Source organism: Polaribacter sp. (genome assembly GCF_036480315.1).
Classification (GTDB): domain Bacteria; phylum Bacteroidota; class Bacteroidia; order Flavobacteriales; family Flavobacteriaceae; genus Polaribacter.
Genome location: NZ_JAZGGG010000026.1, coordinates 37,627 through 61,411 on the forward strand (window position 1 = coordinate 37,627; position 23,785 = coordinate 61,411).

The 23,785-nt window shown below is 29.4% G+C and carries 20 protein-coding genes; 10 read left to right on the top strand and 10 right to left on the bottom strand.

What is annotated here, in order from left to right; genetic code table 11:
- Positions 1 to 64: 64 nt before the first annotated feature.
- Entirely contained in the window at positions 65 to 1,033 is a 969-nt protein-coding gene (locus V3V28_RS05475) for a patatin-like phospholipase family protein (RefSeq protein ID WP_331364022.1), read from the bottom strand.
- Positions 1,034 to 1,079: 46 nt separating this feature from the next.
- Between V3V28_RS05475 and V3V28_RS05480 the strand changes: the two genes are divergently transcribed.
- From V3V28_RS05480 to pepT, 3 genes are read left to right on the top strand one after another with little or no spacing between them, the layout of a single operon-like run.
- Positions 1,080 to 2,123: a WD40/YVTN/BNR-like repeat-containing protein gene (locus tag V3V28_RS05480; RefSeq protein ID WP_331364023.1), complete on the top strand. Its 1,044-nt coding sequence runs from the start codon at positions 1,080 to 1,082 to the stop codon at positions 2,121 to 2,123.
- A gap of 4 nt (positions 2,124 to 2,127) precedes the next feature.
- Positions 2,128 to 2,682, top strand: a complete 555-nt coding sequence (locus tag V3V28_RS05485) for a hypothetical protein (protein WP_331364024.1) — start codon at positions 2,128 to 2,130, stop codon at positions 2,680 to 2,682.
- 2 nt (positions 2,683 to 2,684) lie between these two features.
- Positions 2,685 to 3,926 (top strand): peptidase T, encoded by a 1,242-nt coding sequence (pepT, locus tag V3V28_RS05490; protein WP_331364025.1) that lies wholly within the window; start codon positions 2,685 to 2,687, stop codon positions 3,924 to 3,926.
- Positions 3,927 to 4,079: 153 nt separating this feature from the next.
- On the opposite strand, the gene V3V28_RS05495 is transcribed toward pepT, so the two are convergent.
- The gene (locus V3V28_RS05495; protein WP_331364026.1) at positions 4,080 to 4,619 is read right to left on the bottom strand and encodes a 1-acyl-sn-glycerol-3-phosphate acyltransferase; all 540 of its coding nucleotides are present in this window, start codon (positions 4,617 to 4,619) and stop codon (positions 4,080 to 4,082) included.
- Between the two features lie 44 nt (positions 4,620 to 4,663).
- On the opposite strand from V3V28_RS05495, the gene rmuC reads away from it, so the two are divergent.
- The gene (gene rmuC / locus V3V28_RS05500; protein ID WP_331364053.1) at positions 4,664 to 6,004 is read left to right on the top strand and encodes a DNA recombination protein RmuC; all 1,341 of its coding nucleotides are present in this window, start codon (positions 4,664 to 4,666) and stop codon (positions 6,002 to 6,004) included.
- Between the two features lie 79 nt (positions 6,005 to 6,083).
- On the opposite strand, the gene V3V28_RS05505 is transcribed toward rmuC, so the two are convergent.
- Positions 6,084 to 7,799, bottom strand: coding sequence for an FG-GAP-like repeat-containing protein (locus V3V28_RS05505; RefSeq protein ID WP_331364027.1), 1,716 nt, complete (start codon positions 7,797 to 7,799; stop codon positions 6,084 to 6,086).
- Between the two features lie 156 nt (positions 7,800 to 7,955).
- Positions 7,956 to 9,230 (bottom strand): serine hydroxymethyltransferase, encoded by a 1,275-nt coding sequence (gene glyA / locus V3V28_RS05510; RefSeq protein ID WP_331364028.1) that lies wholly within the window; start codon positions 9,228 to 9,230, stop codon positions 7,956 to 7,958.
- Positions 9,231 to 9,429: 199 nt separating this feature from the next.
- Between glyA and fahA the strand changes: the two genes are divergently transcribed.
- Together fahA and V3V28_RS05520 are read left to right on the top strand one after the other, a co-directional pair.
- Positions 9,430 to 10,707, top strand: coding sequence for a fumarylacetoacetase (gene fahA / locus V3V28_RS05515; RefSeq protein ID WP_331364029.1), 1,278 nt, complete (start codon positions 9,430 to 9,432; stop codon positions 10,705 to 10,707).
- Positions 10,708 to 10,919: 212 nt separating this feature from the next.
- The gene (locus tag V3V28_RS05520) at positions 10,920 to 11,954 is read left to right on the top strand and encodes a serine hydrolase domain-containing protein (RefSeq protein ID WP_331364030.1); all 1,035 of its coding nucleotides are present in this window, start codon (positions 10,920 to 10,922) and stop codon (positions 11,952 to 11,954) included.
- A 171-nt stretch (positions 11,955 to 12,125) separates the two neighbouring features.
- Here V3V28_RS05520 and V3V28_RS05525 read toward each other — a convergent pair whose 3' ends face one another.
- The 3 genes from V3V28_RS05525 to ytxJ all read right to left on the bottom strand — a co-directional run bounded on the left by V3V28_RS05525 (position 12,126) and on the right by ytxJ (position 15,313).
- The gene (locus tag V3V28_RS05525) at positions 12,126 to 13,115 is read right to left on the bottom strand and encodes a hypothetical protein (protein WP_331364031.1); all 990 of its coding nucleotides are present in this window, start codon (positions 13,113 to 13,115) and stop codon (positions 12,126 to 12,128) included.
- Between the two features lie 184 nt (positions 13,116 to 13,299).
- The gene (locus V3V28_RS05530; protein ID WP_331364032.1) at positions 13,300 to 14,850 is read right to left on the bottom strand and encodes a DEAD/DEAH box helicase; all 1,551 of its coding nucleotides are present in this window, start codon (positions 14,848 to 14,850) and stop codon (positions 13,300 to 13,302) included.
- 61 nt (positions 14,851 to 14,911) lie between these two features.
- Entirely contained in the window at positions 14,912 to 15,313 is a 402-nt protein-coding gene (ytxJ, locus tag V3V28_RS05535) for a bacillithiol system redox-active protein YtxJ (protein WP_331364033.1), read from the bottom strand.
- 168 nt (positions 15,314 to 15,481) lie between these two features.
- On the opposite strand from ytxJ, the gene clpB reads away from it, so the two are divergent.
- Positions 15,482 to 18,091, top strand: a complete 2,610-nt coding sequence (gene clpB, locus V3V28_RS05540; RefSeq protein WP_331364034.1) for an ATP-dependent chaperone ClpB — start codon at positions 15,482 to 15,484, stop codon at positions 18,089 to 18,091.
- A 98-nt stretch (positions 18,092 to 18,189) separates the two neighbouring features.
- Positions 18,190 to 18,681 carry a SixA phosphatase family protein gene (locus V3V28_RS05545; protein WP_331364035.1) on the top strand — a complete coding sequence of 164 codons (492 nt, stop codon included), beginning with the start codon at positions 18,190 to 18,192 and terminating at the stop codon, positions 18,679 to 18,681.
- On the opposite strand, the gene V3V28_RS05550 is transcribed toward V3V28_RS05545, so the two are convergent.
- Positions 18,678 to 19,442, bottom strand: coding sequence for a DUF6503 family protein (locus V3V28_RS05550; protein ID WP_331364036.1), 765 nt, complete (start codon positions 19,440 to 19,442; stop codon positions 18,678 to 18,680). The genes V3V28_RS05545 and V3V28_RS05550 overlap by 4 nt on opposite strands.
- Before the next feature lie 66 nt (positions 19,443 to 19,508).
- Between V3V28_RS05550 and smpB the strand changes: the two genes are divergently transcribed.
- Both smpB and V3V28_RS05560 read left to right on the top strand, forming a co-directional pair.
- A complete protein-coding gene (smpB, locus tag V3V28_RS05555) occupies positions 19,509 to 19,976 on the top strand; it encodes an SsrA-binding protein SmpB (protein WP_331364037.1) in 468 nt (155 codons plus the stop codon).
- Positions 19,977 to 20,027: 51 nt separating this feature from the next.
- Positions 20,028 to 20,888 carry a geranylgeranylglycerol-phosphate geranylgeranyltransferase gene (locus V3V28_RS05560; RefSeq protein ID WP_331364038.1) on the top strand — a complete coding sequence of 287 codons (861 nt, stop codon included), beginning with the start codon at positions 20,028 to 20,030 and terminating at the stop codon, positions 20,886 to 20,888.
- Here V3V28_RS05560 and V3V28_RS05565 read toward each other — a convergent pair.
- Together V3V28_RS05565 and V3V28_RS05570 are read right to left on the bottom strand one after the other, a co-directional pair.
- Positions 20,885 to 21,043: a YqaE/Pmp3 family membrane protein gene (locus tag V3V28_RS05565; RefSeq protein ID WP_331364039.1), complete on the bottom strand. Its 159-nt coding sequence runs from the start codon at positions 21,041 to 21,043 to the stop codon at positions 20,885 to 20,887. The two genes, V3V28_RS05560 and V3V28_RS05565, sit on opposite strands and share 4 nt — an antisense overlap.
- Positions 21,044 to 21,226: 183 nt before the next feature.
- Positions 21,227 to 23,716 (bottom strand): M14 family metallopeptidase, encoded by a 2,490-nt coding sequence (locus V3V28_RS05570; protein WP_331364040.1) that lies wholly within the window; start codon positions 23,714 to 23,716, stop codon positions 21,227 to 21,229.
- Between the last annotated feature and the right edge of the window lie 69 nt (positions 23,717 to 23,785).

The window sequence follows — 23,785 nt, forward strand, 5'->3', positions numbered from 1 at the left end:
GACATCCTTTTTGCTTTTTCAGCAAAAAGATATAGTGGAAAGCTGGAAATAGCTTCTAAAAAAATTAAATATTTAAGTTATCTACATCATCAATTCCTTCTTCAATTTCTTGATCTGTAAGAATATCTGGTCTAAACTCACTCATTAATTCTTCTTGCTTGGTTTTTGCATATTTATAACCAGATTTCCACCATTTTGTCATTAATTTTTCATCAAAAACCAATGAATTTGTAGTTAAAACTGTAGGTGTGTAATATAAATTTAGTTTAATATCTTTATTAGTAGCAGCTAATTTACCAATTGTAATATTGTGTCTTTCTACGTGAGTTAGCATAAAATCAAAAACATCAAAAAGTAATGAAAACGGATTTTTAGAATGTAATCTATTTATTTGAGTTACTTCCGTTTCTAAAATAATTGCATCTATTTCTGTTGCACCACGTAAAATTGCTTCTCTAATTGGTACTAAAGAACCAAAACCGCCATCTGCATATTGACAATGATCTTTTTCCAACAAACTCATAAAAGGTACGTAGTTACAAGAACCCCAAATCCAATCGCAAAAGTCATCATACGTGCAATCTTGTATCGATTTATATTCAATTTGATTGGCTGTTAAATTAGAAACCGTAATAACAACTTCTTTGTTTTTTGCTCTAATTTTGTCATACATTTTTTTGGTGATCTTTCTTTTAATTAAACTTCGTAGATTTTTACTTTCTCCAAAAGTTTTTCTACCGTTTAAAAGATTCCAAAGTGTATTTAAGTGATTGATACTAATTACTTTTTCTCCTGCAACCTTTTTAATATTAAAAGGATTGTTACTAAAAATTGTTTCTTGATTAACGTTAGTATACAACTCTTTTAACTCATCTAACATACCTAAAGCCAAATGAGACACCATTAAACTACCTGTAGAAGTCCCTAAAAATAAATCATATTCTTTACCTTCATTCTTCATTAAGTATTGTGCAACTCCACCTGCAAATGCTCCTTTACTTCCACCACCAGAAATTACCAACGCTTTTTTCATTATCTATAAATGATTTGTTTAATTTAGTCGCATAAAAATATCAAAAATGATAAGAATAACCGTATTTATTTTCGCTTTACTTTTTTATAGTTCTAGTACTAAAGAATATGAACCAAGAAATATTGAAAATATAACCATTCAAGAATTTAAAATAGATAGTACAAGTATTAGAGCTATTCATGCTATAAATTCAGAAACAGTGCACTATGCAGGTTCTAAAGGTGATGTTGGTTTTACAACTAATAAAGGCATTATATGGAATAAATTAAATATAAAACACCAAGATTCTATTGTACCGCATTTTAGAAGTTTGGCATATAATAATGCTGATTATTTTGCACTTTCTATTGGAAATCCTGCTTTATTGTATAAAATTTCTGAAGGAAAACATGAATTAGTTTATAAGGAAACTCATGAAAAAGTGTTTTATGATGCCATTAAATTCTTTGATGATAATAAACACGGAATTGCAGTTGGAGATCCTACTGATAATTGTGCCTCAATTATTGTTACTTCGGATGGTGGAGATTCTTGGCAAAAAATAGCTTGTGATAATTTACCAAAATTTGAAGAAGGTGAAGCCTTTTTTGCAGCAAGTAATACCAATATAAAAACAATTGGTAGCACTGTTTGGATTGCTTCTGGAGGAAAAAAAACACGTATTCTAAAATCTGATAATTTTGGTAAAACTTGGCAAGTTTATAATACACCAATCATACAAGGAAATGGACCACAAGGAATTTATTCTATTGATTTTTCTGATAAAAATAACGGGATTGTTATTGGTGGCGATTATTCTAAACCATTAGAGAACCAAGCTAACAAAGCAATTACCAAAGATGGGGGAAAAACTTGGACATTAGTTTCTAACGGACAAAACCCTAATTATAAAAGTGGTGTTCAATACGTACCAAACACCAACGGAAAAGAAGTTTTTGCTGTTGGTAAAACTGGAGTTTCTTTTTCTAATGATGGTGGAAATACATGGAAAGACGTTTCTAAAGATGGCTATTATGCAATTCAGTTTGTTGATAAAAATAATGCCTGGTTATCTGGAAATAATAAAATTGGAAAATTGGTTTTAAAATAATTTTATGAAGTACGTAATTATTTTTGTCACTTCGCTCCTATTTTTTTCGTGTCAAAATTCATCAGAAATAAATAAAGATTTTGATTGTAAAGTAGAAAACTATCAAAATTTAGAAGAAGTAAAAGATGTAAAAAACCTTTTTTCTGTAGAAATTCCAAAAAACTGGAAAACAAATTTATATTATGATGCGCTTCAATCTTCAATTTATACTGCAGATACTACAAAACAATTAACAGAAACGCTACTTTTAGATGTTACTTATATTAAAAAAGAAATAAATTTTGATGAAGATTTCAAACTTAAAAAAGAACAAGAAAACCTGGTTAAAAAGTTAATCCAAGTTAAAACTAAAGAAATAATTGTTCTTAATAAACCTTCTTATTACACCATTTCTAAAGGAACCAAAAGCGGGTTTAATTATCAAGTTTGTGAGATTTTTATGAAAGTCAATAATCAAAATTTTATATTAGCAAAAGCAGAAGTTTATGGAGGTTCTTTGGTAAATGAAAGAATGTGTAAAGCTATAAACCTTATTAAAAAAATTAAAACAAATCAATAAAAATGATTGATAAACAACACATTATAGACCGTTTTATAAAATACGTTACTATTGATACAGAATCAGATCTAAACAACCCAGCTTTCCCAAGTACAGAAAATCAATGGGATTTGGCTAAAGTTTTAGTAGCTGATTTAAAGGAAATTGGTTTAAAAGAGGTTGATTTAGATGATAATTGCTATATAATGGCAACATTACCTAGTAATTTAGATTATGAGGTACCAACTATTGGTTTTGTTGCTCATATTGATACAAGTCCAGATTTTACAGGCAAAAATGTAAAACCACAAATTGTAGAAAATTATGATGGAAAAGATATTGTTTTAAATAAAAAACAGAACATCATTTTATCTCCAGATTATTTTGATGATTTATTACAATATAAAGGTCAAACTATAATAACTACTGATGGTACAACACTTTTAGGAGCAGATGACAAAGCAGGTGTTACAGAAATTGTTTCTGCTATGGAATACTTAATTCAGCATCCAGAAATAAAACACGGTAAAATAAGAATTTGTTTTACACCAGACGAAGAAGTTGGCAAAGGAGCACATTTATTTGATGTAGAAAAATTTGGCGCAAAATGGGCATACACAATGGATGGAAGTCAGATTGGAGAATTAGAATACGAAAATTTTAATGCTGCAAGTGCAAAAATTACAATTACCGGTAAAATTGTTCATCCTGGTTATGCTAAAGGAAAAATGATAAATTCTATGTTAATTGCAAATGAATTTATTGCAGCACTTCCGGCAGAAGAAGTTCCAGAAAAAACCACAGGTTATGAAGGATTTTTTCATTTACACGATTTAAACGGAAATGTAGAAGAAACTGTTTTAGAATATATTATTAGAGATCATGATTTAGATTTGTTTGAAAAACGTAAAGATCTAGTTCAGAAAATAGCGTTCGACTTTAATGAACGTTTACAACAAAATTTAATTAAAGTTGAAATTAAGAACCAGTATTTTAATATGAAACAGAAAGTAATACCTGTTATGTATATTGTAGATTTAGTAGAGGAAGTTATGACAGATATTGGTATTACTCCTTTAATTAAACCAATTCGTGGCGGAACAGACGGTTCTCAACTTTCTTATAAAGGTTTGCCTTGCCCTAATATTTTTGCTGGCGGACATAATTTCCATGGTCGTTATGAATATGTTCCTGTAGAATCTATGGTTAAAGCTACTGAAGTTATTGTTGGAATTGCGAATAAAGTATCAGAAAAATTTAAATAAGCATAAAAAAAAGTCTTCAGTAAACTGAAGACTTTAGTATCATAGCGTATGCTATTCAGCAAACTCATCAATAATAAAGCCCCTAATCTCTATTAAAAAGTATTGTTTACATTTACAAACTTAATCATTTTATCTATATTTTTTTGCTAAAAATTAAAATAATTCAGGATTTTTACCATTTACATCTTTATAAAAAGAATGAAACGCCTCAAAATCCTTATCCTTATTGGCTGTAGTGTAATATGGAGCAGAAATTTTAATTTGTTTATTTTCAAAATCTAATGTTGCCATTACTACAGGAACATTTGCTCCTTTTGCAATATAATAGAAACCAGTCTTCCATTTGTCTACTTTTTTTCTAGTTCCTTCAGGAGACAAACCCAATCTAAATTCTTCTTTGTTATTAAATATTTCAACAATAGCATCCACCAAGTTATTACTTTGAGTTCTGTCTACTGGAGTTCCGCCTAATGATCTAAAGAAAAAACCAAAAGGACCATTAAAAAGTGAATTCTTACCTATAAAGTTAATCATAACACCAGAAGCCATTCTAGATAGTATAGCTATAGGAAAATCTACCCAACTTGTATGCGGAGCAGCAATAACTACATATTTTTTGATGTCTTTTGGAAAATCACCTACTAATTTCCAACCTAAAATTGTAAATAATATAAATCTTGCAAATCGTTTCATGTTGTCTATTAAAAGTGATAAATTTAAGGACTTAATTTGATATGATGACCGAAATAATTATTTACTTATTAATTGCCATAGTTTTTACTGTAATTGGCTTGTTTATAGGAAGATTACTTGCTAATCTAAATTTTGAAAAAGAGAAAGGAAGTTCAGAAAAAGAAAAAACGATGTTAGAACTACAAAAGTCTTCGTTACAAGAAGGTCTTAAAAATTCGGATAATAAAATAAATGACTTACAAAGTGAATTAAAATTCATTCAAAAAGAAAAAGAGAATTTAATTTCTGATAATACACGTTTAGAAACAGAATATAAAAACACCGAAATTAAGTTAGCTGAAAATAAAGATGAAGTAAATAAACTTCAAGAAAAATTTACCAAAGAGTTTGAAAACTTGGCAAATAAAATATTAGATGAAAAATCTACAAAGTTCACGCAACAAAACAGAGAAAACATTAAAAATATTTTAGAACCTTTAGAAAAGAAAATTCAGGTTTTTGAAAAGAAAGTTACCGATAGTGATGAGAAAAGAGCTGGTTTTCAATCTGCTTTAAAAACGCAATTAGACAATTTAAAAGAGTTAAACGCGCAGATGAGTAAAGATACCATAAACCTTACAAAAGCCCTAAAAGGTGATAATAAAATGCAAGGAAATTGGGGTGAATTGGTTTTAGAAAGAGTTTTAGAGAAGTCTGGTTTAGAGAAAGATAGGGAGTATTTTGTTCAGCAAAGCTTTACAAATGATGAAGGCAAACGTGTTTTACCAGATGTTGTTATTCATTTGCCAGATAATAAGAAAATGATTGTAGATTCTAAAGTTTCTTTAGTGGCTTATGAGCAATTTGTTAATGAAGAAGATGATCTTTTAAAAGCACGTTTTTTAAAGGAACATATAGCTTCTTTAAAAAGACATGTAGAACAATTAAGTGAAAAAAAATACGAAGATATTTACAAAATTGAATCTCCAGATTTTGTTTTATTATTTATACCTATAGAACCTGCATTTGCTGTTGCCATAAATTTTGATAATAATATTTATAATAAAGCATTCGAAAAAAATATTGTAATTGTTACACCTACTACCTTATTAGCTACTCTACGTACTATTGATACTATGTGGAATAATGAAAAGCAACAAAAAAATGCACTTGAAATTGCAAGGCAAGCTGGTGCGTTGTATGATAAATTTCAAGGATTATTAACCGATTTAATTACCATTGGTAAACGTATTGACGACAGTAAAAAAGAATACTCTAGCGCAATGAATAAATTAGTTGATGGTAGAGGGAATTTAATAGTTAGTGTAGAAAAACTAAAGAAAATGGGTGCAAAAGCAAAGAAATCTCTTCCAGAGAAAATTATTGAACGCGCTAGTGAAGAGTAAATAAAAAAATAAAAGGTTTAGATAAAAAAAGCATCAAGTTAATTCTTGATGCTTTTTTTATAGTAATATTATTGTGAAATTAATTCTTAACTATTTTAATTACCTTTTGTTTATTATCAATACTAATCTTTACAAAATAAATACCCGAAACATTCTTTGTTAAATCTAAATTTGTCTTGCTTCCTGAAACCTCCTTTACAAGTATTTGTCTTCCAGAGACATCAAAAATTTGAATACTACTATTTTTATTTCCAGATAAGTTTACACTATATATACCTGTAGAACTTGGGTTTGGAGAAATACTTATGTTTAATTTTTCAAAAGAACTCGTATTTAAAACGCCATTTCCTTCTTCAATTATAATAGAATTATTTATAGAAACATTATTTATAGTTTCTACAATTCCTGTTTTGTTCCAAGTAACTTTTATGGTTTCTATTGCTGTTGCATCTGCTAATCCAAAAAATTCGTAATTAGAATTCTGTGCCAAATAACCTTCTCCACAAAGTGTATATCTAAATTGAGATTTTCCATTAGCAATAACTTCAATTCTATTCCCTACTCCATCTTTATTACTATTTGTACCAACTAATTTAATTTTCAACCAATTATTTGTATCCGTAGATTCATTTTTCCATAAAAAATTAGAATCATTTTCATTGATAACAAAAATTTCTGGAAAACCATCATTATCAACATCACCAATAGCATTAGAAAAACTTCTTCTTTTATCATTTTCAAGCCCTATATTTTCTGGAATTAAAAATCCTAAATTTGCGTTGTTCTTATAAAAAGCCGATGGTAATAAGTTATCTGTACCATTTTCTTGTCCGCTAACATATAAATCTAAATAAGAATCATTATCAGCATCTAAAAAAACAGAGCCCCAAGAAACATTAGAGAATTTTGTTCCCATATCTTCTTCTACTCTAGTAAATGTATCATTTCCATTATTTTTTAAATGAAAATTTCCTGCGGCAGAATTTGTTACATAAATATCAAACCAACCATCATTATTATAATCACCTATTGTTGAAGACATACCATCTGCTAAAATATCTGCTCCGGTTGATGCACTTACATCACTAAATGTCTCATTTCCATTATTTTTATAAAGATAACTTTGATCATATTTATGATTTGTTACAAATATATCTTGTAAACCGTCATTATTATAATCAAAAAAAGCGGAACAAAAAGTAGGGTCATTTATTTGATTAATTCCTGCACTAGCGCTAATATTTGTAAAAGTTCCATCTCCATTGTTTTTAAGCAATGCATTTGGTTGTGTGTTTCCTGTTTTTAAGAATGCTAAAAAAATATCTAAATAACCATCATTATTAATATCTCCCCATGAAGCTCCCCAAGTTGAATCTGCAAAAGAAGTTAAACCTGCCTGGTAAGAAATATCTTCAAAAATAAGACTACCATTGTTTCTAAATAATTTTATGACTCCCTCTCTACTTGTTAAAAATAAATCTTTGTCATTGTCATTATCAAAATCTACCCAAATAATTTGTTTGGTTTCTATATTTCCATCATTAATTGAAATTGAAGAATCTTCTGTATATGTGCCAGCATTATTTTTAAAAAAACGAACAGAACTACCAGTTTCTGTTGCAATTGTTAAATCGTCCCAACCATCATTATTATAATCTACAAAAGAAATTCCACCTCCATAAACACCTGCACCAAAAGAAAAATCTAAACTTGTACCAGTTGCCATGTCTGAAAATTGCAATTGAGACCAACAAAAGTTAGAAAATAATAAGAGGAAAATTAAAACTTTACGCATTGTTAAATATTTGTTAAAAAACAAATATAAACCAAATATTTTAATCTTTAACAAGCTTATAAAATTAGTGTATAAATAAAAAAACATCAAGAATTAACTTGATGCTTTTTAAATTTTAGACTCACAAGAGTGAGATAATAAAAACTACAATGTGGTTTACATAACGAATAATCTTCTTGCACTCATCATATGAGAAACACGTTCGCTTATTTCATGTAAAGCTTCTTCATTTTCTGCATTCTGTATTGCTTCATCAATAAAGTTTACAACAGCTTTCATATCTTGTTCTTCTAAACCACGAGTAGTTATAGCAGCAGTTCCAATACGGATTCCTGAAGTTACAAATGGACTTTTATCATCAAAAGGAACCATGTTTTTGTTTACAGTAATATCTGCTTTTCCTAATGCAATTTCTGCATCTTTTCCAGAAATATCTTTATTACGTAAATCAATTAACATACAATGGTTGTCTGTACCACCAGAAATAATATTATACCCTTTAGCAACAAATTCTTTTGCCATTTCAGCAGCATTTGCTTTTACTTGTAATTGATACTCTAAAAACTCATCTGTTAAAGCCTCACCAAAAGCAACAGCTTTAGCAGCAATAACATGCTCTAAAGGTCCACCTTGGTTTCCTGGAAAAACTGAAGAATTAATTAAAGTAGACATTTTCTTTAATTTACCAGATTTTAATTTTAATCCAAAAGGATTTTCAAAATCTTTACCAATCATAATCATTCCACCTCTTGGTCCACGTAAAGTTTTGTGAGTTGTAGTAGTAACAATATGACAATGAGGTAAAGGATCGTTTAAAATACCTTTGGCAATTAAACCTGCAGGATGAGATATATCTGCCATTAAAATAGCACCAACTTCATCTGCAATTTCCCTGAATTTTTCAAAATCGATATCTCTAGAATATGCAGAAGCACCAGCAATAATTAATTTTGGCTTGTGCTCTCTTGCTTGTGCAGCAACATGATCATAATCAATAATCCCTGTTTCTCTAACTACTCCATAAAAAACTGGATTGTATAATTTACCAGAAAAATTTACCGGAGAACCATGCGTTAAATGCCCACCATGAGATAAATCGAAACCTAAAACAGTTTCACCTGGTTTTAAACAAGCTGCAAAAACAGCTGTATTTGCTTGAGAACCAGAATGTGGTTGCACATTTACATATTCAGCACCAAATAATTCTTTAGCTCTATCAATAGCAATTTGTTCAATAACATCTACTACTTCACAACCTCCGTAATATCTTTTACCAGGATATCCTTCAGCATATTTATTGGTTAAAATAGAACCTTGAGCTCTCATTACATCATCACTTACAAAGTTTTCTGAAGCGATTAATTCTAATCCATTTAACTGTCTTTCTTTCTCTTCCTGAATAAGGTCAAAAATTTGATTGTCTAATTGCATTGTTATCGTTTTAAAAATAAGAATCAAAAGTAACTAAAAACCAAATTGTATTAAATATCTTTTCCGTAAACTTTCAACAAGTTATTAAGATTTATATTATTCTAAAAAAAGGTGTGTTAAAAATAAGTTATTCGTGAAATTTCATTTTAAAAATGAAAAAAAAATGCATAGATTTGATAAAAATTAAAGATTTATTATTATGATAATAACAGCAAATAATCCCAATAGAAAATCATGGTTAAAAGTAGAAGAAAATTCAGATTTTTCGATACAAAATATTCCATTTGGCGTTTTTATTACAAGAGATGATATAATTACAATAGGAAGTAGAATTGGTGATTTTGCAATTGATTTAGGTGCATTTCATCAATTAGGTTATTTTGAAGGAATTCCTTTAACAGACGATATTTTTTTACAAGATAACTTAAATGATTTTATTGCAGATGGTAGAAAAACTTGGCGTTTAGTAAGAAATAAAATTGCCGAAGTTTTTGATGTAACCAACGGAAGTTTAAGAGACAATGCAAACCATAAAGATAAAATTATCTTTAGAATGGATGAAGTTGAAATGTTATTACCTGTTTCTGTAGGAGATTATACAGATTTCTACGCAAGTAAAGAACATGCAACTAATGTTGGTTCTTTATTTAGAGACCCAGAAAATGCATTATTTCCAAACTGGCTTCAAATTCCTATTGGTTATCATGGAAGAAGTTCTTCAATTATTCCTTCTGGAACACCAATTAGAAGACCTTATGGACAAACAAAACCTAATGAAGGAGAAACAACACCTAATTTTGGACCCAGTAAATTATTGGATTTTGAATTAGAAATGGCATTTATTACTACAGATTCTAATATTTTAGGCGAAAGAATCCCTATTGGTGAAACTGAAGAACATATTTTTGGTTTGGTACAATTTAACGATTGGTCTGCAAGAGATATACAAGGTTGGGAATATGTACCGTTAGGACCTTTTTTAGGTAAAAACTTTGCATCTACAATTTCTCCTTGGATTGTAACTTTAGATGCTTTAGAACCTTTTAGAACAGACAACCCAAAACAAGTTCATGAACCACTACCTTATTTAAAACAAGAAGGAAAAGGAAGTTATGATATTCATTTGCAAGTAGGTATTCAACCAGAAAACGGTGAAGAAACAGTAGTTGCAAATTCTAACTTTAAATATATGTATTGGACCATGGCGCAACAATTAGCGCACCATACAGTAAACGGATGTAATGTTCGTTCTGGTGATATGATGGGTTCTGGTACTATTTCTGGACCAACAAAAGATAGTTATGGTTCTATGTTAGAATTAACTTGGCGCGGACAAAACCCTATTACTTTAAAAGATGGTACAACACGTAAGTTTATTAATGATAACGATACTGTAATTATGCGTGCGCATTGTAAAAACGATAAGGTACGTATTGGTTTTGGTGAATGTATTGGTAAAGTTTTACCTGCTAAATAAAATTAATATTAAAAAATATTAATTGCAATTCCTGTGTAAACAGGAATCTACAAATTTTATAAATTTTAAAACCTCACTTTTAGTGGGGTTTTAATTTTTGATTTTCTACTAAATAAAACCGAACTTCGCTAACTACGAATATAAGTCATTAAAATGACGTCATATTCGTGTTAATGTTATGAGCAATTAAAAAACCATTCCCTTGAAATAAAATGACAAAAAAACAAACAAAACGAATACTCAGATTAGTGTTTATTATTGCAAGTATATCTTCTTTGTGGTTCGTACCATGGATTTTGGTAAAAGCTTGGATATTACCACTACCTGATACTGTTGAAGAACAAGTAAATAAGGCAATTGATTATGGGTTTGATGGAGTGATTGTTTATGTGGACGAAGCTGGTAAACCGCCAGCATTTTATACAAGTGGTTGGAAAGACCGAAAAAACAAAACACCTACCGACCCGCAAGCTTTATTCAATATTGGCAGTATCAGCAAGCTATATGTCGCTGTTGCTATCACAAAATTAGTTAAAGACAAACATTTATCTTTAGATAAAACGCTCGCTGATTACTTCCCAGAACTTGTGGGTAGAATTGAAAATGCAGAAAAAATTACTCTGAGGTTGATGATACAACATCGGAGTGGTATTCCAAATTATACGGATTATGGTTATTGGGATAATCCACCGAGAAGCCGTAAAGAAACTCTTGAATTGGCACTTGATTTGCCAGCCAATTTTGAACCAGGTGAAGATTATGGTTATTCAAACACGAATTATTTATTGCTTCGGGAACTCATGGACAAGGTCTTAGGTTATAGCCGTAACCAATATATTAAGGAGAAAATTTTGACACCACTCGAACTAAACAATACATTCAATTCCCTTAATGAAGTAAATATAGACGATATTATGAGTGGCTATCATGTTGGCCATGAATCCGATTTAAAAGCGGAATATGGTGGAATGTTTGCTACAGCAGAAGATGTTGGCATTTTTTTAAGAGCACTAAACAATGGTTCAGTGTTTGATAAAGGCGAACAAGAAATCTATTCTTCAATCTATGTGTACAAACATTCGGGGTGGGTTCTTGGATATCAGAGTTTTTCCGAATATCATGAAGATATTGATACTGTTGTTGTTCAGTTTAATAACACAACCGATTCTAAACTATATATGTGGAATTTGGCAGAAATAGTATATACCCGAATAATAAAAATAATTAGAAATAAAAAAAACTCATAACAAAATGCATAATTCATTGCTAGTTCTCGCCTACTTGGAAATTTCTTCGGAATTCCCTCTGGTTCGTTTTTGTTTACTAAGTTAGTTGCTGAAACACGCAACGAAATCATACACAAACACGTTAGCGAAAAACATAAAATAGCTCTGAAATTTCAGAGTTATTTTTTTATTTTAAAGATGTTTCTTTATAAATTTCTTAATTTCATTTATAACTTCAGCAAAAAGTTCTTTTTCCACATTAAAAATGGAACCATCTGCAAATCTAGGGTCTGTTCCTGGTCCGTCTGGGCTGCAATGATCTACATCAATAGATCTTCGCCAAACATCTGCATGATTTTCCCATTCTTTTCTATTCACGATACTTGGTGCATCAAACCAAACATTCCAAGCCAATATGTTTCCTTGTTGCAACATATTACCAGAACCAATATTAAAAGCTTTCATCATTATGGTATTAAATTCATTTACCAAATCGCTATGATTTAAATCAATTTCACCAATTTCAACTTCCACATTTGCATGACTCCACGCTTCTTTATGTATAGTAAAAGGTGGTAAATCTCCTTCCATAAATAAACCATCTCGTAAAGTAATAGTAGTCGTTTTTTGGCTAGTAGTTTGGTATGTATTTAACTCAATCGCTTTCGTTTTTTCTGAAGGAAAACAATATCCTAGATTATTTAATTCGAAAATAGACCATAATAATTTACCATACGCAGATTCATTTGCAGCAGGACTAAACCAAATTTTAGGTTTTACAATCATATCTACAGCCAAAGATTTGTTAGCTTCGTCTACCCAACCTTTTTGTCCTTTTACTGTAACTTCTACATTAAAAGTACCAACACCAGGAATAAAAGTTCCTTGTTGCGGACAAATAATAGACCAAGATTGCCCCGTATTATCATACCCTACTCTAGAAATATCTGGAGCAAACATTTGAAAACATCTTTTTGGGTCTTTTTGCCCTTTTTTAGTTTCCCAAGTAAACTCTGGCCATAACACACGCTGCTGCCTTTTTATATTTTGTATTTTATGTAAATTATCATTAAAATCTAAACTACCTAAATTAGGTGTTGTATAGTTCATTTCAGGATTCTTTTTTAAAAATCCACCTTTCCAACCTTTAGCAGGAATATGATTTGGTTTTAACTTTTGCATACGTTTTTTGTTTAAAATTAAGATTTAAACAAAACTAAATACAATCTAACTTTTATAAAACAGTATAAATTCGTTTTATAAAAAACAGGTATTTGTACATGTTTTTAAAAGTATTTGGAAAGAAAGTAAATTATCAACTAAACAAAAAAAAGCTCTGAAAATTCAGAGCTTTTTAATTAATATTTTATTCTTCAATTGGTGGATGACCATTAATGTCTTCAAAATCATCATCGAAGTTTTCTCTTAAATAAGCATTTAATTTTTTACGATAATCGTCTTTTAACCAAGTGATAAAGTTGTGTGTACTTTTAGAAATACATTTTCCGTATCTGTTAATTCTATCATCTATCTCCTCACCTAGCATTTTTGCTAAAATTAACGCATCAAAAACATCTTCACTATTTTCAATACACATTTTTGCATGATGTACAATAGACTTCTCTAAAACTCTTTTAGAAGACTCTCCTGCTTTAATTGTATCTATATATACTTTTTTCATATCGAAATAAGTATCCGTAGATTTTTCAAATTCTTTTTTAACGTTTGCAGGCAACTCATATCTAAACGTACTTTCTATTTCTTCATCAGAAAGAATAGCGTCTAAATAATAATCTGGCGCTCTAAACATTTTTTGCCAATCTAAATCTGCTCCCCAAGGACCAAATCTGTGGAAATTGTTTCCTAGATCTATTACTTCAAACGTATTTTTTTGGCCAAAAATACGAGAACCACGACCAATCATTTGGTAATAAAGAGTCAAAGATTTTGTAGCTCTATTTAAGATAATAGCCTCAATACTAGGCTCATCAAAACCAGTAGTTAAAATACTTACTGAAGAAATGATGGCATTTGGTGTTTTATGAAACCATCTTAAAATTAGCTCACGCTCTTTTTTAGTGTTGGTATTATCTAAATGTGCAATTGGGTAACCTGCTTTTTTAAACGCATGAAATACTTGTATAGAAGTATTAATACCGTTATTAAAAATTAGTGTTTTTTTACCTTTTGCTGTTTCTTCATACGCACTTACCAATTTGGTTAGCATGTCTGAATTCATATATAAATCTTCAGAAGACTTTACTGTATAATCACCATTTGCTCCAACTTCAAGAGAAGTTAAACCTACATTGTAAGAGTACATATTAGCTTGTGCTAAATAACCACTTTCTATTAAATGATGAATTGGTTCACCTACGTATAATTCTTGATAGTTCTCATACATTGGTAATTTAATGTTAGAACTTAAAGGAGTTGCAGTTACACCAAGAATAAAAGATTGATCAAAAAATTTAAAAATTTTAGTAAAAGAATTGTAATGTGCCTCATCGACAATTACTAAACCGATATCAGAAATATCTAACTTATCGTCATTCAACCTATTTTTTAAGGTTTCTACCATTGCTACAAAACAATGATAATCTTCTTGGTCGTCTAACTTTGCAGTACTGTTAATAATTTTATTATCAACACCAAACTCGCTAATCATTTTAGAAGTTTGCTTGCTCAATTCAATTCTGTGCGTTAACACTAAAACTTTCTTTTTAAAAGTTTCTATATAACGTCTAACAATTTCAGAAAAAATAACTGTTTTTCCACCACCAGTAGGCAACTGATATAATAAGTGATAATCTTGGGGCGCAGTTTCAAAACGATTAAAAATCTCCTGAAGTGCATCTTTCTGATACCCGTATAATTCTTTACCTACTTTTACTTGTGAAGTATTTGTCTCTGCCAAGGTTATTATTTTTGATAAGCTACAAAAATAAGACTTAAAATAGGTTTATCCCAAATTTATACTATATAAATCTTGTTAAATTCGCCTGAGTGATATCATATTGTGCTGCATCGTGAACCGAAACACCATTTTTAACAACAATTAACTGCGGAGATTGATGCATTACTTGAAATTTATAACCAACTTCATCAGATACATCTCGGTAGTTTAATAAATCTAAATAATACACTTTTAATTTTTGATGTTCTTCTGTAAATAATTTTTCAAACTGTTTAATTACCATACTACTAATTCCGCATCTTGTAGAGTGTTTAAAAATTAAAACAGCTTCTGTATTAGAAACATTTTTAATTTCTTCTAACTGCTCTATAGTTGTTAGTGGAAGCCAATTTAAATATGATTTTTTTTCTGGTTTTGTCTCTTTATTACTTTTATCGCCAAACATCTTGTTCAATATACCCATTTCGTTTTTTTTATTGGTCGCTGCAAATGTAAGAAACTTTCAGTTGTCAAAAAGTCAGTAAAAACAATACTTTACAAGTCAATTTGACTTGTTTTTGTTTTAGAAATTAGATGGTATTAAATTTGATTATATCATCTTGAAAAAGTGAAACCCTAAAAATAAAAGAAAATGAATTTTAATAATTATACAACAAAATCACAAGAGACTATACAAATGGCGCAGCAAATTGCGCAAGGTTTTGGTCATAATCAAATAGAAAATGAACACATTTTTAAAGCATTAACACAAGTAGATGAAAATGTATTGCCTTTTTTATTGAAGAAACTGAACATTAATATAGAAGTAGTAAATCAAATTTTAGATAAACAGTTAGAGAGTTTTCCTAAAGTTTCTAGAGCTGAATTAATGATTTCTAGAGAAGCAAATAAAACATTAACAGAAGCATTTGTGATTGCTAAAAAAATGAAAGATGATTATGTTTCTATTGAACATTTAATTCTAGCAATCTTTAAGTCGAAATCTAATATTTCTCAAATTTTAAAAGACCAAGGAGTTACAGAAAAACATTTACAAACTGCTATAGATGAGTTAAGAAAAGGAGAAAGGGTAACTTCTCAATCTCAAGAAGAAACCTATAATTCGTTGAATAAGTTTGCTAATAATTTAAATGAATTAGCCAAAAACGGTAAACTAGATCCAGTAATTGGTAGAGATGAAGAGATTCGTAGACTTTTACAGATTTTATCTCGTAGAACAAAGAATAATCCAATTTTAGTTGGTGAACCAGGAACTGGTAAAACGGCAATTGCAGAAGGTTTAGCACACAGAATTGTAGATGGAGATGTACCAGAAAATCTAAAAGATAAATTAATTTTCTCTTTAGATATGGGGGCATTAATTGCAGGCGCAAAATACAAAGGAGAATTTGAAGAACGCTTAAAAGCCGTTATTAAAGAAGTAACAACTTCAGATGGAGATATTGTACTCTTTATTGATGAAATTCACACATTAGTTGGTGCTGGTGGTGGAAATGGTGCTATGGATGCTGCAAATATTTTAAAACCTGCTTTAGCTCGTGGAGAATTGCGCGCAATTGGTGCAACAACCTTAGATGAATATCAAAAATATTTTGAAAAAGACAAAGCTTTAGAAAGACGTTTTCAAAAAGTACAAGTAAATGAGCCAGATACCGAAAGTGCGATTTCTATTTTAAGAGGAATTAAAGATAAATATGAAACGCATCATAAAGTTAGAATTAAAGATGAAGCAATAATTGGAGCTGTAGAATTGTCTCAACGCTACATTACCAATCGTTTTTTACCAGATAAAGCTATTGATTTAATGGATGAAGCCATGGCAAAACTGCGTATGGAAATCAACTCTAAACCAGAAGAACTAGATGTTTTAGACAGAAAAGTTATGCAATTAGAGATTGAAATTGAAGCCATTAAGCGTGAAAAAGATGAAACGAAATTAAAGTCTTTACGTTCAGATTTAGCAAATTTGAAGGAAGAACGAAATGAGATGAATGCAAAATGGAAATCTGAAAAAGAAATTGTAGATAATATTCAGAATGCAAAAGCAACTATTGAAGATTTAAAAATTGAAGCAGAAAGAGCAGAACGAGATGGTAATTATGGAAAAGTTGCTGAAATTAGATATGGAAAAATAAAGCAAGCGCAAGAAGATTTAGAAGGTTTTCAGAAAGTATTGGAAGATAATCAATCAGAAAAAACGTTGATAAAAGAAGAAGTAACTTATGATGATATTGCTGAAGTTGTTGCGAAATGGACGGGAGTTCCTGTTACAAAATTGATTCAATCTGAACGTGAAAAGCTACTAAAATTAGAAGATCAAATACATAAAAGAGTTGTTGGACAAGAAGAAGCAATTGTTGCAATTTCTGATGCTGTAAGACGTTCTAAAGCTGGTTTACAAAACCCTAATAAACCAATTGGTAGCTTCTTATTTTTAGGAACCACTGGAATTGGAAAAACAGAATTAGCAAAAGCATTGGCAGAATATTTATTTGATGATGAAAACGCTATGACACGTATTGATATGAGTGAATATCAAGAAAAACATGCTGTAAGTAGATTGGTTGGTGCGCCTCCAGGTTATGTTGGTTATGATGAAGGTGGTCAATTAACAGAAGCTGTTAGAAGAAGGCCTTATTCTGTAGTTTTATTAGATGAAATTGAAAAAGCTCATCCAGATACTTTTAACGTATTGTTACAAGTTTTAGATGAAGGAAGATTAACAGATAATAAAGGCCGTGTAGCTGATTTTAAAAACACAATAATTATTATGACTTCTAACATTGGAAGTCATATAATTCAGGAAAAATTCAGTGATCCAAAAGCAGATTTTGATGTTGTTACTGAGTTAGCAAAAATTGAAGTTCTTGGATTGTTAAAACAATCTGTAAGACCAGAATTTTTAAATAGAATTGATGATGTAATTATGTTTACACCGTTAAAACAAAGCGATATTTTTAAAATTGTGAAATTACAAATAGCGCTGTTAAAGAAAATGATTGGTAAACAAGAAATAACTTTAGACGCAACAGATGAGGCAATTACATACCTAGCAAAAAAAGGGTATCAACCAGAATTTGGTGCAAGACCTGTAAAAAGAGTAATTCAGAAAGAAATTTTAAATCAACTTTCTAAAGAAATTTTATCAGGAAAAATAACAACAGATAGTATAATTTTAATTGATGCTTTTGATGATAAATTGGTTTTTAGAAATCAGTCTGATTTGGTAGAGAATTCTTGAAAATAAAGTTTGGTTTGTTTGATTAGTTTGGAAAAAGTGATGTCTTAAAAATATCACTTTTTCTTTTTTGTTTATATTCGTTGTTTAAATCATATATTATGAAAAAATATTTTTTTGTTTTTGCTCTTAGTTTATTAAGTTCTTGTACGTCAGATAATACAACTAAGTATTATTTAATTCGACATGCAGAAAAAGACAGAACAGATAAAACAAACAGAAATCCTGATTTGAATGAAAACGGACAAGAAAGAGCAAAAAAATGGACAGAAAGATTTAAAGAGGTACAATTTGATGCTGTTTACTCTACAAAGTATAACAGAACAATGCAAACTGCAACACCAACCGCAAAGAGTAAAGGTTTAGAAATTCTGAATTATAACCCTAGTAAAATGTACGATTCTATTTTTCAAATAAATACAAAAGGAAAAACAGTTTTAGTAGTTGGACATAGTAATACTACTCCGGTTTTTGTAAATAAAATTTTAAGAGAAAAAAAGTATGAAAATATGGACGATCATGACAATGCTAGCCTATATATTGTTACTATTTCTAATGATAAAAAAACGAGTTTAATTGAGAAAGTAAATTAATTTATAAGTTTAACTTCAATATCTTTTAAAACGATTTCAGATACTTTTTTAAGCTGATTTTCTTCAAATGCTTTGTCAATATTTGATAAAGTAATTTCTTTAGTTAAAGGCTTGTAATTATGATAATCTACAAAACGAATTCCGTTTTTTACACATTGTTCTTTTAATACTCTAAAGCGTTTTCCACCACCATTTGTGTGGTAAGAATATGCTAAATAATCAATTAAAAAATCTTCTTTACCAATCCAATAAATAAAAACGTCTTCAAAATCTTCTCCTCCACCATTTTCAGAAAAAGTAATTTCTACTTTATAATACTCTTTTCCTTTAATTGCTGAAGGTTTTAGTAGTTTTTTATTGACAGCTTTATCATTCAAGCCAAAAGGCAAAACCGAGAAATAATGAACAGAATTTATTGAATTGCTATATTTTGAAATAAAACCATCGTTAACAGAAAAAGGTTGTCCATTTATATATCTTTCAAAACCATTATTATCTAAAATATCCTTGATAGAATCAAAATTTCTGGTTAAAATAAATTTTCCAGCTTCCCTAACTGCAGTATACTCTTTATCTCTAAATTGAAAAGAAACTTCAGAATTTGAAACCTTATCAGCTCCAGAATACACAATGGTTTTATCTATAATTTGTTGTACTGTTAATTTTGTTTCTGATGGTTTGCAAGAAATTAAAAGAACTAATAAAAAGAATGATAAATATCTCATTGGTTTTTGTTTTGTTTGGTCGGTAATAGATTTCAAAATTACATTTCTTTGACCAAAGTAAAAATGTATCTTTGTTAAAATTATTAAAATAAAAATCAGTCTATGGCTGTTCAGAAAAAGATAAACATACAGAATAAAAAAGCACGTTTCGAATTTGAAATTCTAGACAAATATGTGGCTGGAATTCAATTAACTGGTACAGAAATAAAATCGATTCGTTTAAGTCAAGCAAGAATTACAGAAAGTTTTTGTGAGTTTAATGATCGTGGAGAATTATTTATTGTAAACATGTATATACAAGAATATTTGTTTGGTCATCATTTTAATCATAAGCCTAAAAGTGAGCGTAGATTGTTAATGAATAAACGCGAATTACGTTCTTTAAGAAAAGATGTTGAAGCGAAAGGAAATACAATTGTTCCTTTACGTTTGTTTATTAATGATAACGGTTTTGCTAAACTAGAACTTGCGCTAGCAAAAGGAAAACAGACGCATGATAAACGAGAAACGATGAAAGACCGAGATAATAAACGAGACTTGGCTAGAATTAAAAAAAGTTTTAATTCGTAAACTTATTTTATGATTTCTTTTTTAAAACTCATTCGCTATAAAAACCTTCTAATGGTTTTATTAACAATGATTTTAACCAAGTATGCGTTGTTAGAACCCATAGTACACCCTAAATTTCTTACAAATTATCAATTTCTTTTTTTTTCAATAAGTATTCTTTTCATAACTGCTGGAGGTTATATTATAAACGATATTTTTGATGTTAAAACTGATAAAATTAATAAACCAGATAAAGTTTTTATTACAAGTAAATTTTCAAAGAAACAAGGTTGGATATTTTATATATTATTAAGCCTAATTGGTTTAGTTATTGGAATTTATCTATCAATTAATAGAAATTCTGAACCTTCAATTTATATTTATATATTATGTGTTATAGGTATATTTTTTTACTCTTATTACTTTAAAAAACACTCTATTTTGGGAAATTTAATCGTTTCTTTTTTATGTGGAATAACTATTTTTCTTAATTTCTTATTTCATTCTGAATATACTTCAAGAGGAGTTGGTTCTGGGATTCTAGTTTATTATTCTATTTTATTTTATTCTTCTTTCGCATTTCTCACAACACTAATAAGAGAAATTATAAAAGATATTGAAGATATAGATGGAGATTTAAAAATAAAAGCAAAAACATTACCCATTTTATTTGGTAGAAAAAGAGCTTCTAAAATCGTTTTTTTCTTTAGTGCAGTATTATTAATTTCTCTTGTTTTCGTGCTTAAACAACTTATAATTGAACCTTTATTTTTAGGATACGGAGTTATTTTTATCTTACTACCACTAGGCTATTTTATGTACAAATTATTGTCCGCAGAAAAGAAGAAAGATTTTTCTAAACTGAGTAGTTTAATGAAAATAATTATGTTGTTCGGAATTTTATCTATGTTACTTTTTACAATACCTAGTTAATTTTTAGGATTATTTAAAATTACCAAAGCACCAATTACTCCAGGAATCCAGCCACAAAGCGTTAAAATAAAAATAATAAAGAAAGATCCACAACCTTTATCAATTACTGAAAGTGGTGGAAAAATAATAGCAAATAAAACTCTAAAAAAACTCATAATACAATTTGGGTTGGTGTATTAATAAGACGAGTTAAAAGTGATTTTGTTACTCATTTAAGTAAAAAAAAGTAACAAAGTCGCAGAGTTACAAACTAAAATATTAAACTTCGCTACTTCGCTACTTCGCTACTTCGCTACTTCGCTACTTCGCTACTTCGCTACTTTGAAACTTAAAAAAACCTACATCTTATCACCAAAGAAAATAGCATTCATCAACAGTTTGTTTGTACCGTACCAGAAAGCTCTAAAGTTGGTGTTATCTGTAAAAACAATTACTCTTCCTCTTCCCATTATTTGTACTTTAAACGGAACTGTATTCTTAATTATCTTTGCATTTTCCTTTGAAATATAACCACTTAATAAAGGATTAGAAGTATACTGAATTGGATTATTATAACTCTTTTTATCCGCTTTAATAAACATCGTTGAATTTCTAAATAACGCTAATTTATCATTCTTATAACCAAAATTAATTGGATGAGATCTGTCTACTTTTGCTTCAAAAATTGCACCACCAATATATTGTGCACCAGATTGTAAAGACTTGTTTTCAAAAGAAACGTTTTGTATGGTATCAATTTTTGAACTCTCAAATTGTAAATTGATAAATTTTGCACTATTTAACCATCTTGCAGTGTTTTTATAGCCAATTAAAGTTCCCCCATTTTTAACCCAAACTTTTAATTTTTCTTGAGAAGCTTTATCTAAACGACTACTAGGAATAACAATTGCAGTGTATTTACTTAAATCTACTCTATTAAAATAACGCATATCTAAACGTGTTAATGCCATATTAAAACGTTGATCTAATAGATGCCAAATTTCACCAGAATCATTTCCTGCAATTCCATCACCAACCAACATTGCCACTTTTTGTTTTTTAATATTGCTAAAATTATTAGAACCCAAATCAATTCCGTCATTTAAACCTGTTGAAACTCCGTTTATAGAAATATTACTTTCAGAAGCTATTTTTTGTAAGAATTGAAATAATTCTAACGTATTTAATTCTTGATTCTGAACAGGAATAAAAACAGTTCCATAATCATATGAATTTCCACCATTTTTAAAGTTTTTCATGGAAACTTTTACACGAATTCCTTTTTGTTGAATAGCATTTAATGCTTTTGGCGCATAATACTCATTCCAAGGTATTAAATAACCATAATCACTTTTAAATGAGACTGTTCCTGTTTTCATTTTTAATTCAGAAATCTCATTTCCTGCTTTAGATAGTGAAACATTTTCTGCATAATCAACTCCAAAAGAATGGTTAAAAGTCCAAGCAGAAACATCATAAAACAAGCTATCTTTAAATGTTTTCCGAACATCAAACATTGCTTTTACCAAACGCTGGTTTTTCTGATTCATAGGAACTACATAACTATATCCTTTTTTGAAAGTCTTTCCATTTTCTGTAAAATTAGCTTTTACTTCATGAATTTTTATTTGATGACGTTTTAAAACTTCTGCCAAATGATAACTTGTAGCCGCATCTTTTTCATCACCAAAAACAATTGCTTTATTTGAACCTGTATTTCTAGATTCTTTATAAAAATCTTGTTGATACTTCAATATTTGAGTTCTCATACTTTTAGCCGCTTCTAATGTTGATAAAGCTGCCGTAAATTGATTTCTAATTGTAAACGGGAATGTTAGAACTCCGTTTACAGTTTCTTGTGCATGACCTCTAGAACTTGCTTGTTCAAACAAAATACCAATACTTCCATTAATGTCAGGAAACGTAGAACCTTTACCATAGTAAAAATCATCAAAACTTTCTTCAGAATAATAAAGAGAACCCATTTTATCGAACGCTTTTGCATGGTACGTCGCAATTTCTTTGGTTAAATCCTGATTCATTTGTGGTGTTAAAGGATTTGTTCTACTCGGAATTCCTGGTTGAAAAAAGAAACTAGAATTGCTTCCCATTTCATGATGATCCGTTAAAACATTTGGTAACCATTTATGAAAACTTGCAATTCTTGCTCTACTTTCTGGCAATTGAACTGGCAACCAATCTCTGTTCATATCAAACTGATAATGATTGGTTCTTCCTCTTGGCCAAATCTCTGAATATTCTCTATCGTTAGGATCTGGATTTATATTTTTACTTCTGTTCGTATTTGCCCAATATGCAAAACGTTGCAAACCATCAGGATTAAAAGAAGGGTCAAATAAAATAACAGTATTGTTTAACAAATCATCAATTCCTTCTGCTGCTGCTAAATAATAAGCAACAGCCAAAGCAGCATTAGAACCACTTGGTTCGTTACCATGAATAGAAAATCCTTGATAAACTACAATTGGGTTTTTAGAAATATCTACAGTATTATTGTTTGTTGCTTCAATATGTTTATTTCTAATATTTTCTATATCTCCATGATTTTTAGGCGAAGTAATTGTTAATAATAACAAAGGCCTGTCTTCAAAAGTTTTCCCTCTATTTTCAATAGAAATTCTATCTGAAGAAGCTGCTAAAACTTTCATATACTCGACTAGTTTATCATGAGTAATGTGCCACTCACCTACTTCATGACCAATTACAGATTCAGGAGTTGGTATGTTTTTATTATAGGTAACATCTTTTGGTAAATAATAAGATAAATCAACTTTTTGTGCTGAAACTGAAAAAGTTACAAATAAGAGAAGTAATATTATTTTTTTCATCTGAAGAATGTTTGGTTATCTAACAAATATATGAATTCAAAAATGTTATATTTACTACTTTAACATTGA

Coding starts and splice junctions, on each gene's coding strand:
- smpB (WP_331364037.1), top strand. CDS start 19,509: ATGGCTGTTCAGAAAAAGATAAACATACAGAATAAAAAAGCACGTTTC.
- V3V28_RS05475 (WP_331364022.1), bottom strand. CDS start 1,033: ATGAAAAAAGCGTTGGTAATTTCTGGTGGTGGAAGTAAAGGAGCATTT.
- V3V28_RS05565 (WP_331364039.1), bottom strand. CDS start 21,043: ATGAGTTTTTTTAGAGTTTTATTTGCTATTATTTTTCCACCACTTTCA.
- V3V28_RS05495 (WP_331364026.1), bottom strand. CDS start 4,619: ATGAAACGATTTGCAAGATTTATATTATTTACAATTTTAGGTTGGAAA.
- V3V28_RS05520 (WP_331364030.1), top strand. CDS start 10,920: ATGACAAAAAAACAAACAAAACGAATACTCAGATTAGTGTTTATTATT.
- V3V28_RS05525 (WP_331364031.1), bottom strand. CDS start 13,115: ATGCAAAAGTTAAAACCAAATCATATTCCTGCTAAAGGTTGGAAAGGT.
- V3V28_RS05480 (WP_331364023.1), top strand. CDS start 1,080: ATGATAAGAATAACCGTATTTATTTTCGCTTTACTTTTTTATAGTTCT.
- V3V28_RS05505 (WP_331364027.1), bottom strand. CDS start 7,799: ATGCGTAAAGTTTTAATTTTCCTCTTATTATTTTCTAACTTTTGTTGG.
- V3V28_RS05570 (WP_331364040.1), bottom strand. CDS start 23,716: ATGAAAAAAATAATATTACTTCTCTTATTTGTAACTTTTTCAGTTTCA.
- V3V28_RS05545 (WP_331364035.1), top strand. CDS start 18,190: ATGAAAAAATATTTTTTTGTTTTTGCTCTTAGTTTATTAAGTTCTTGT.
- fahA (WP_331364029.1), top strand. CDS start 9,430: ATGATAATAACAGCAAATAATCCCAATAGAAAATCATGGTTAAAAGTA.
- glyA (WP_331364028.1), bottom strand. CDS start 9,230: ATGCAATTAGACAATCAAATTTTTGACCTTATTCAGGAAGAGAAAGAA.
- V3V28_RS05485 (WP_331364024.1), top strand. CDS start 2,128: ATGAAGTACGTAATTATTTTTGTCACTTCGCTCCTATTTTTTTCGTGT.
- ytxJ (WP_331364033.1), bottom strand. CDS start 15,313: ATGGGTATATTGAACAAGATGTTTGGCGATAAAAGTAATAAAGAGACA.
- V3V28_RS05560 (WP_331364038.1), top strand. CDS start 20,028: ATGGTTTTATTAACAATGATTTTAACCAAGTATGCGTTGTTAGAACCC.
- rmuC (WP_331364053.1), top strand. CDS start 4,664: ATGACCGAAATAATTATTTACTTATTAATTGCCATAGTTTTTACTGTA.
- clpB (WP_331364034.1), top strand. CDS start 15,482: ATGAATTTTAATAATTATACAACAAAATCACAAGAGACTATACAAATG.
- pepT (WP_331364025.1), top strand. CDS start 2,685: ATGATTGATAAACAACACATTATAGACCGTTTTATAAAATACGTTACT.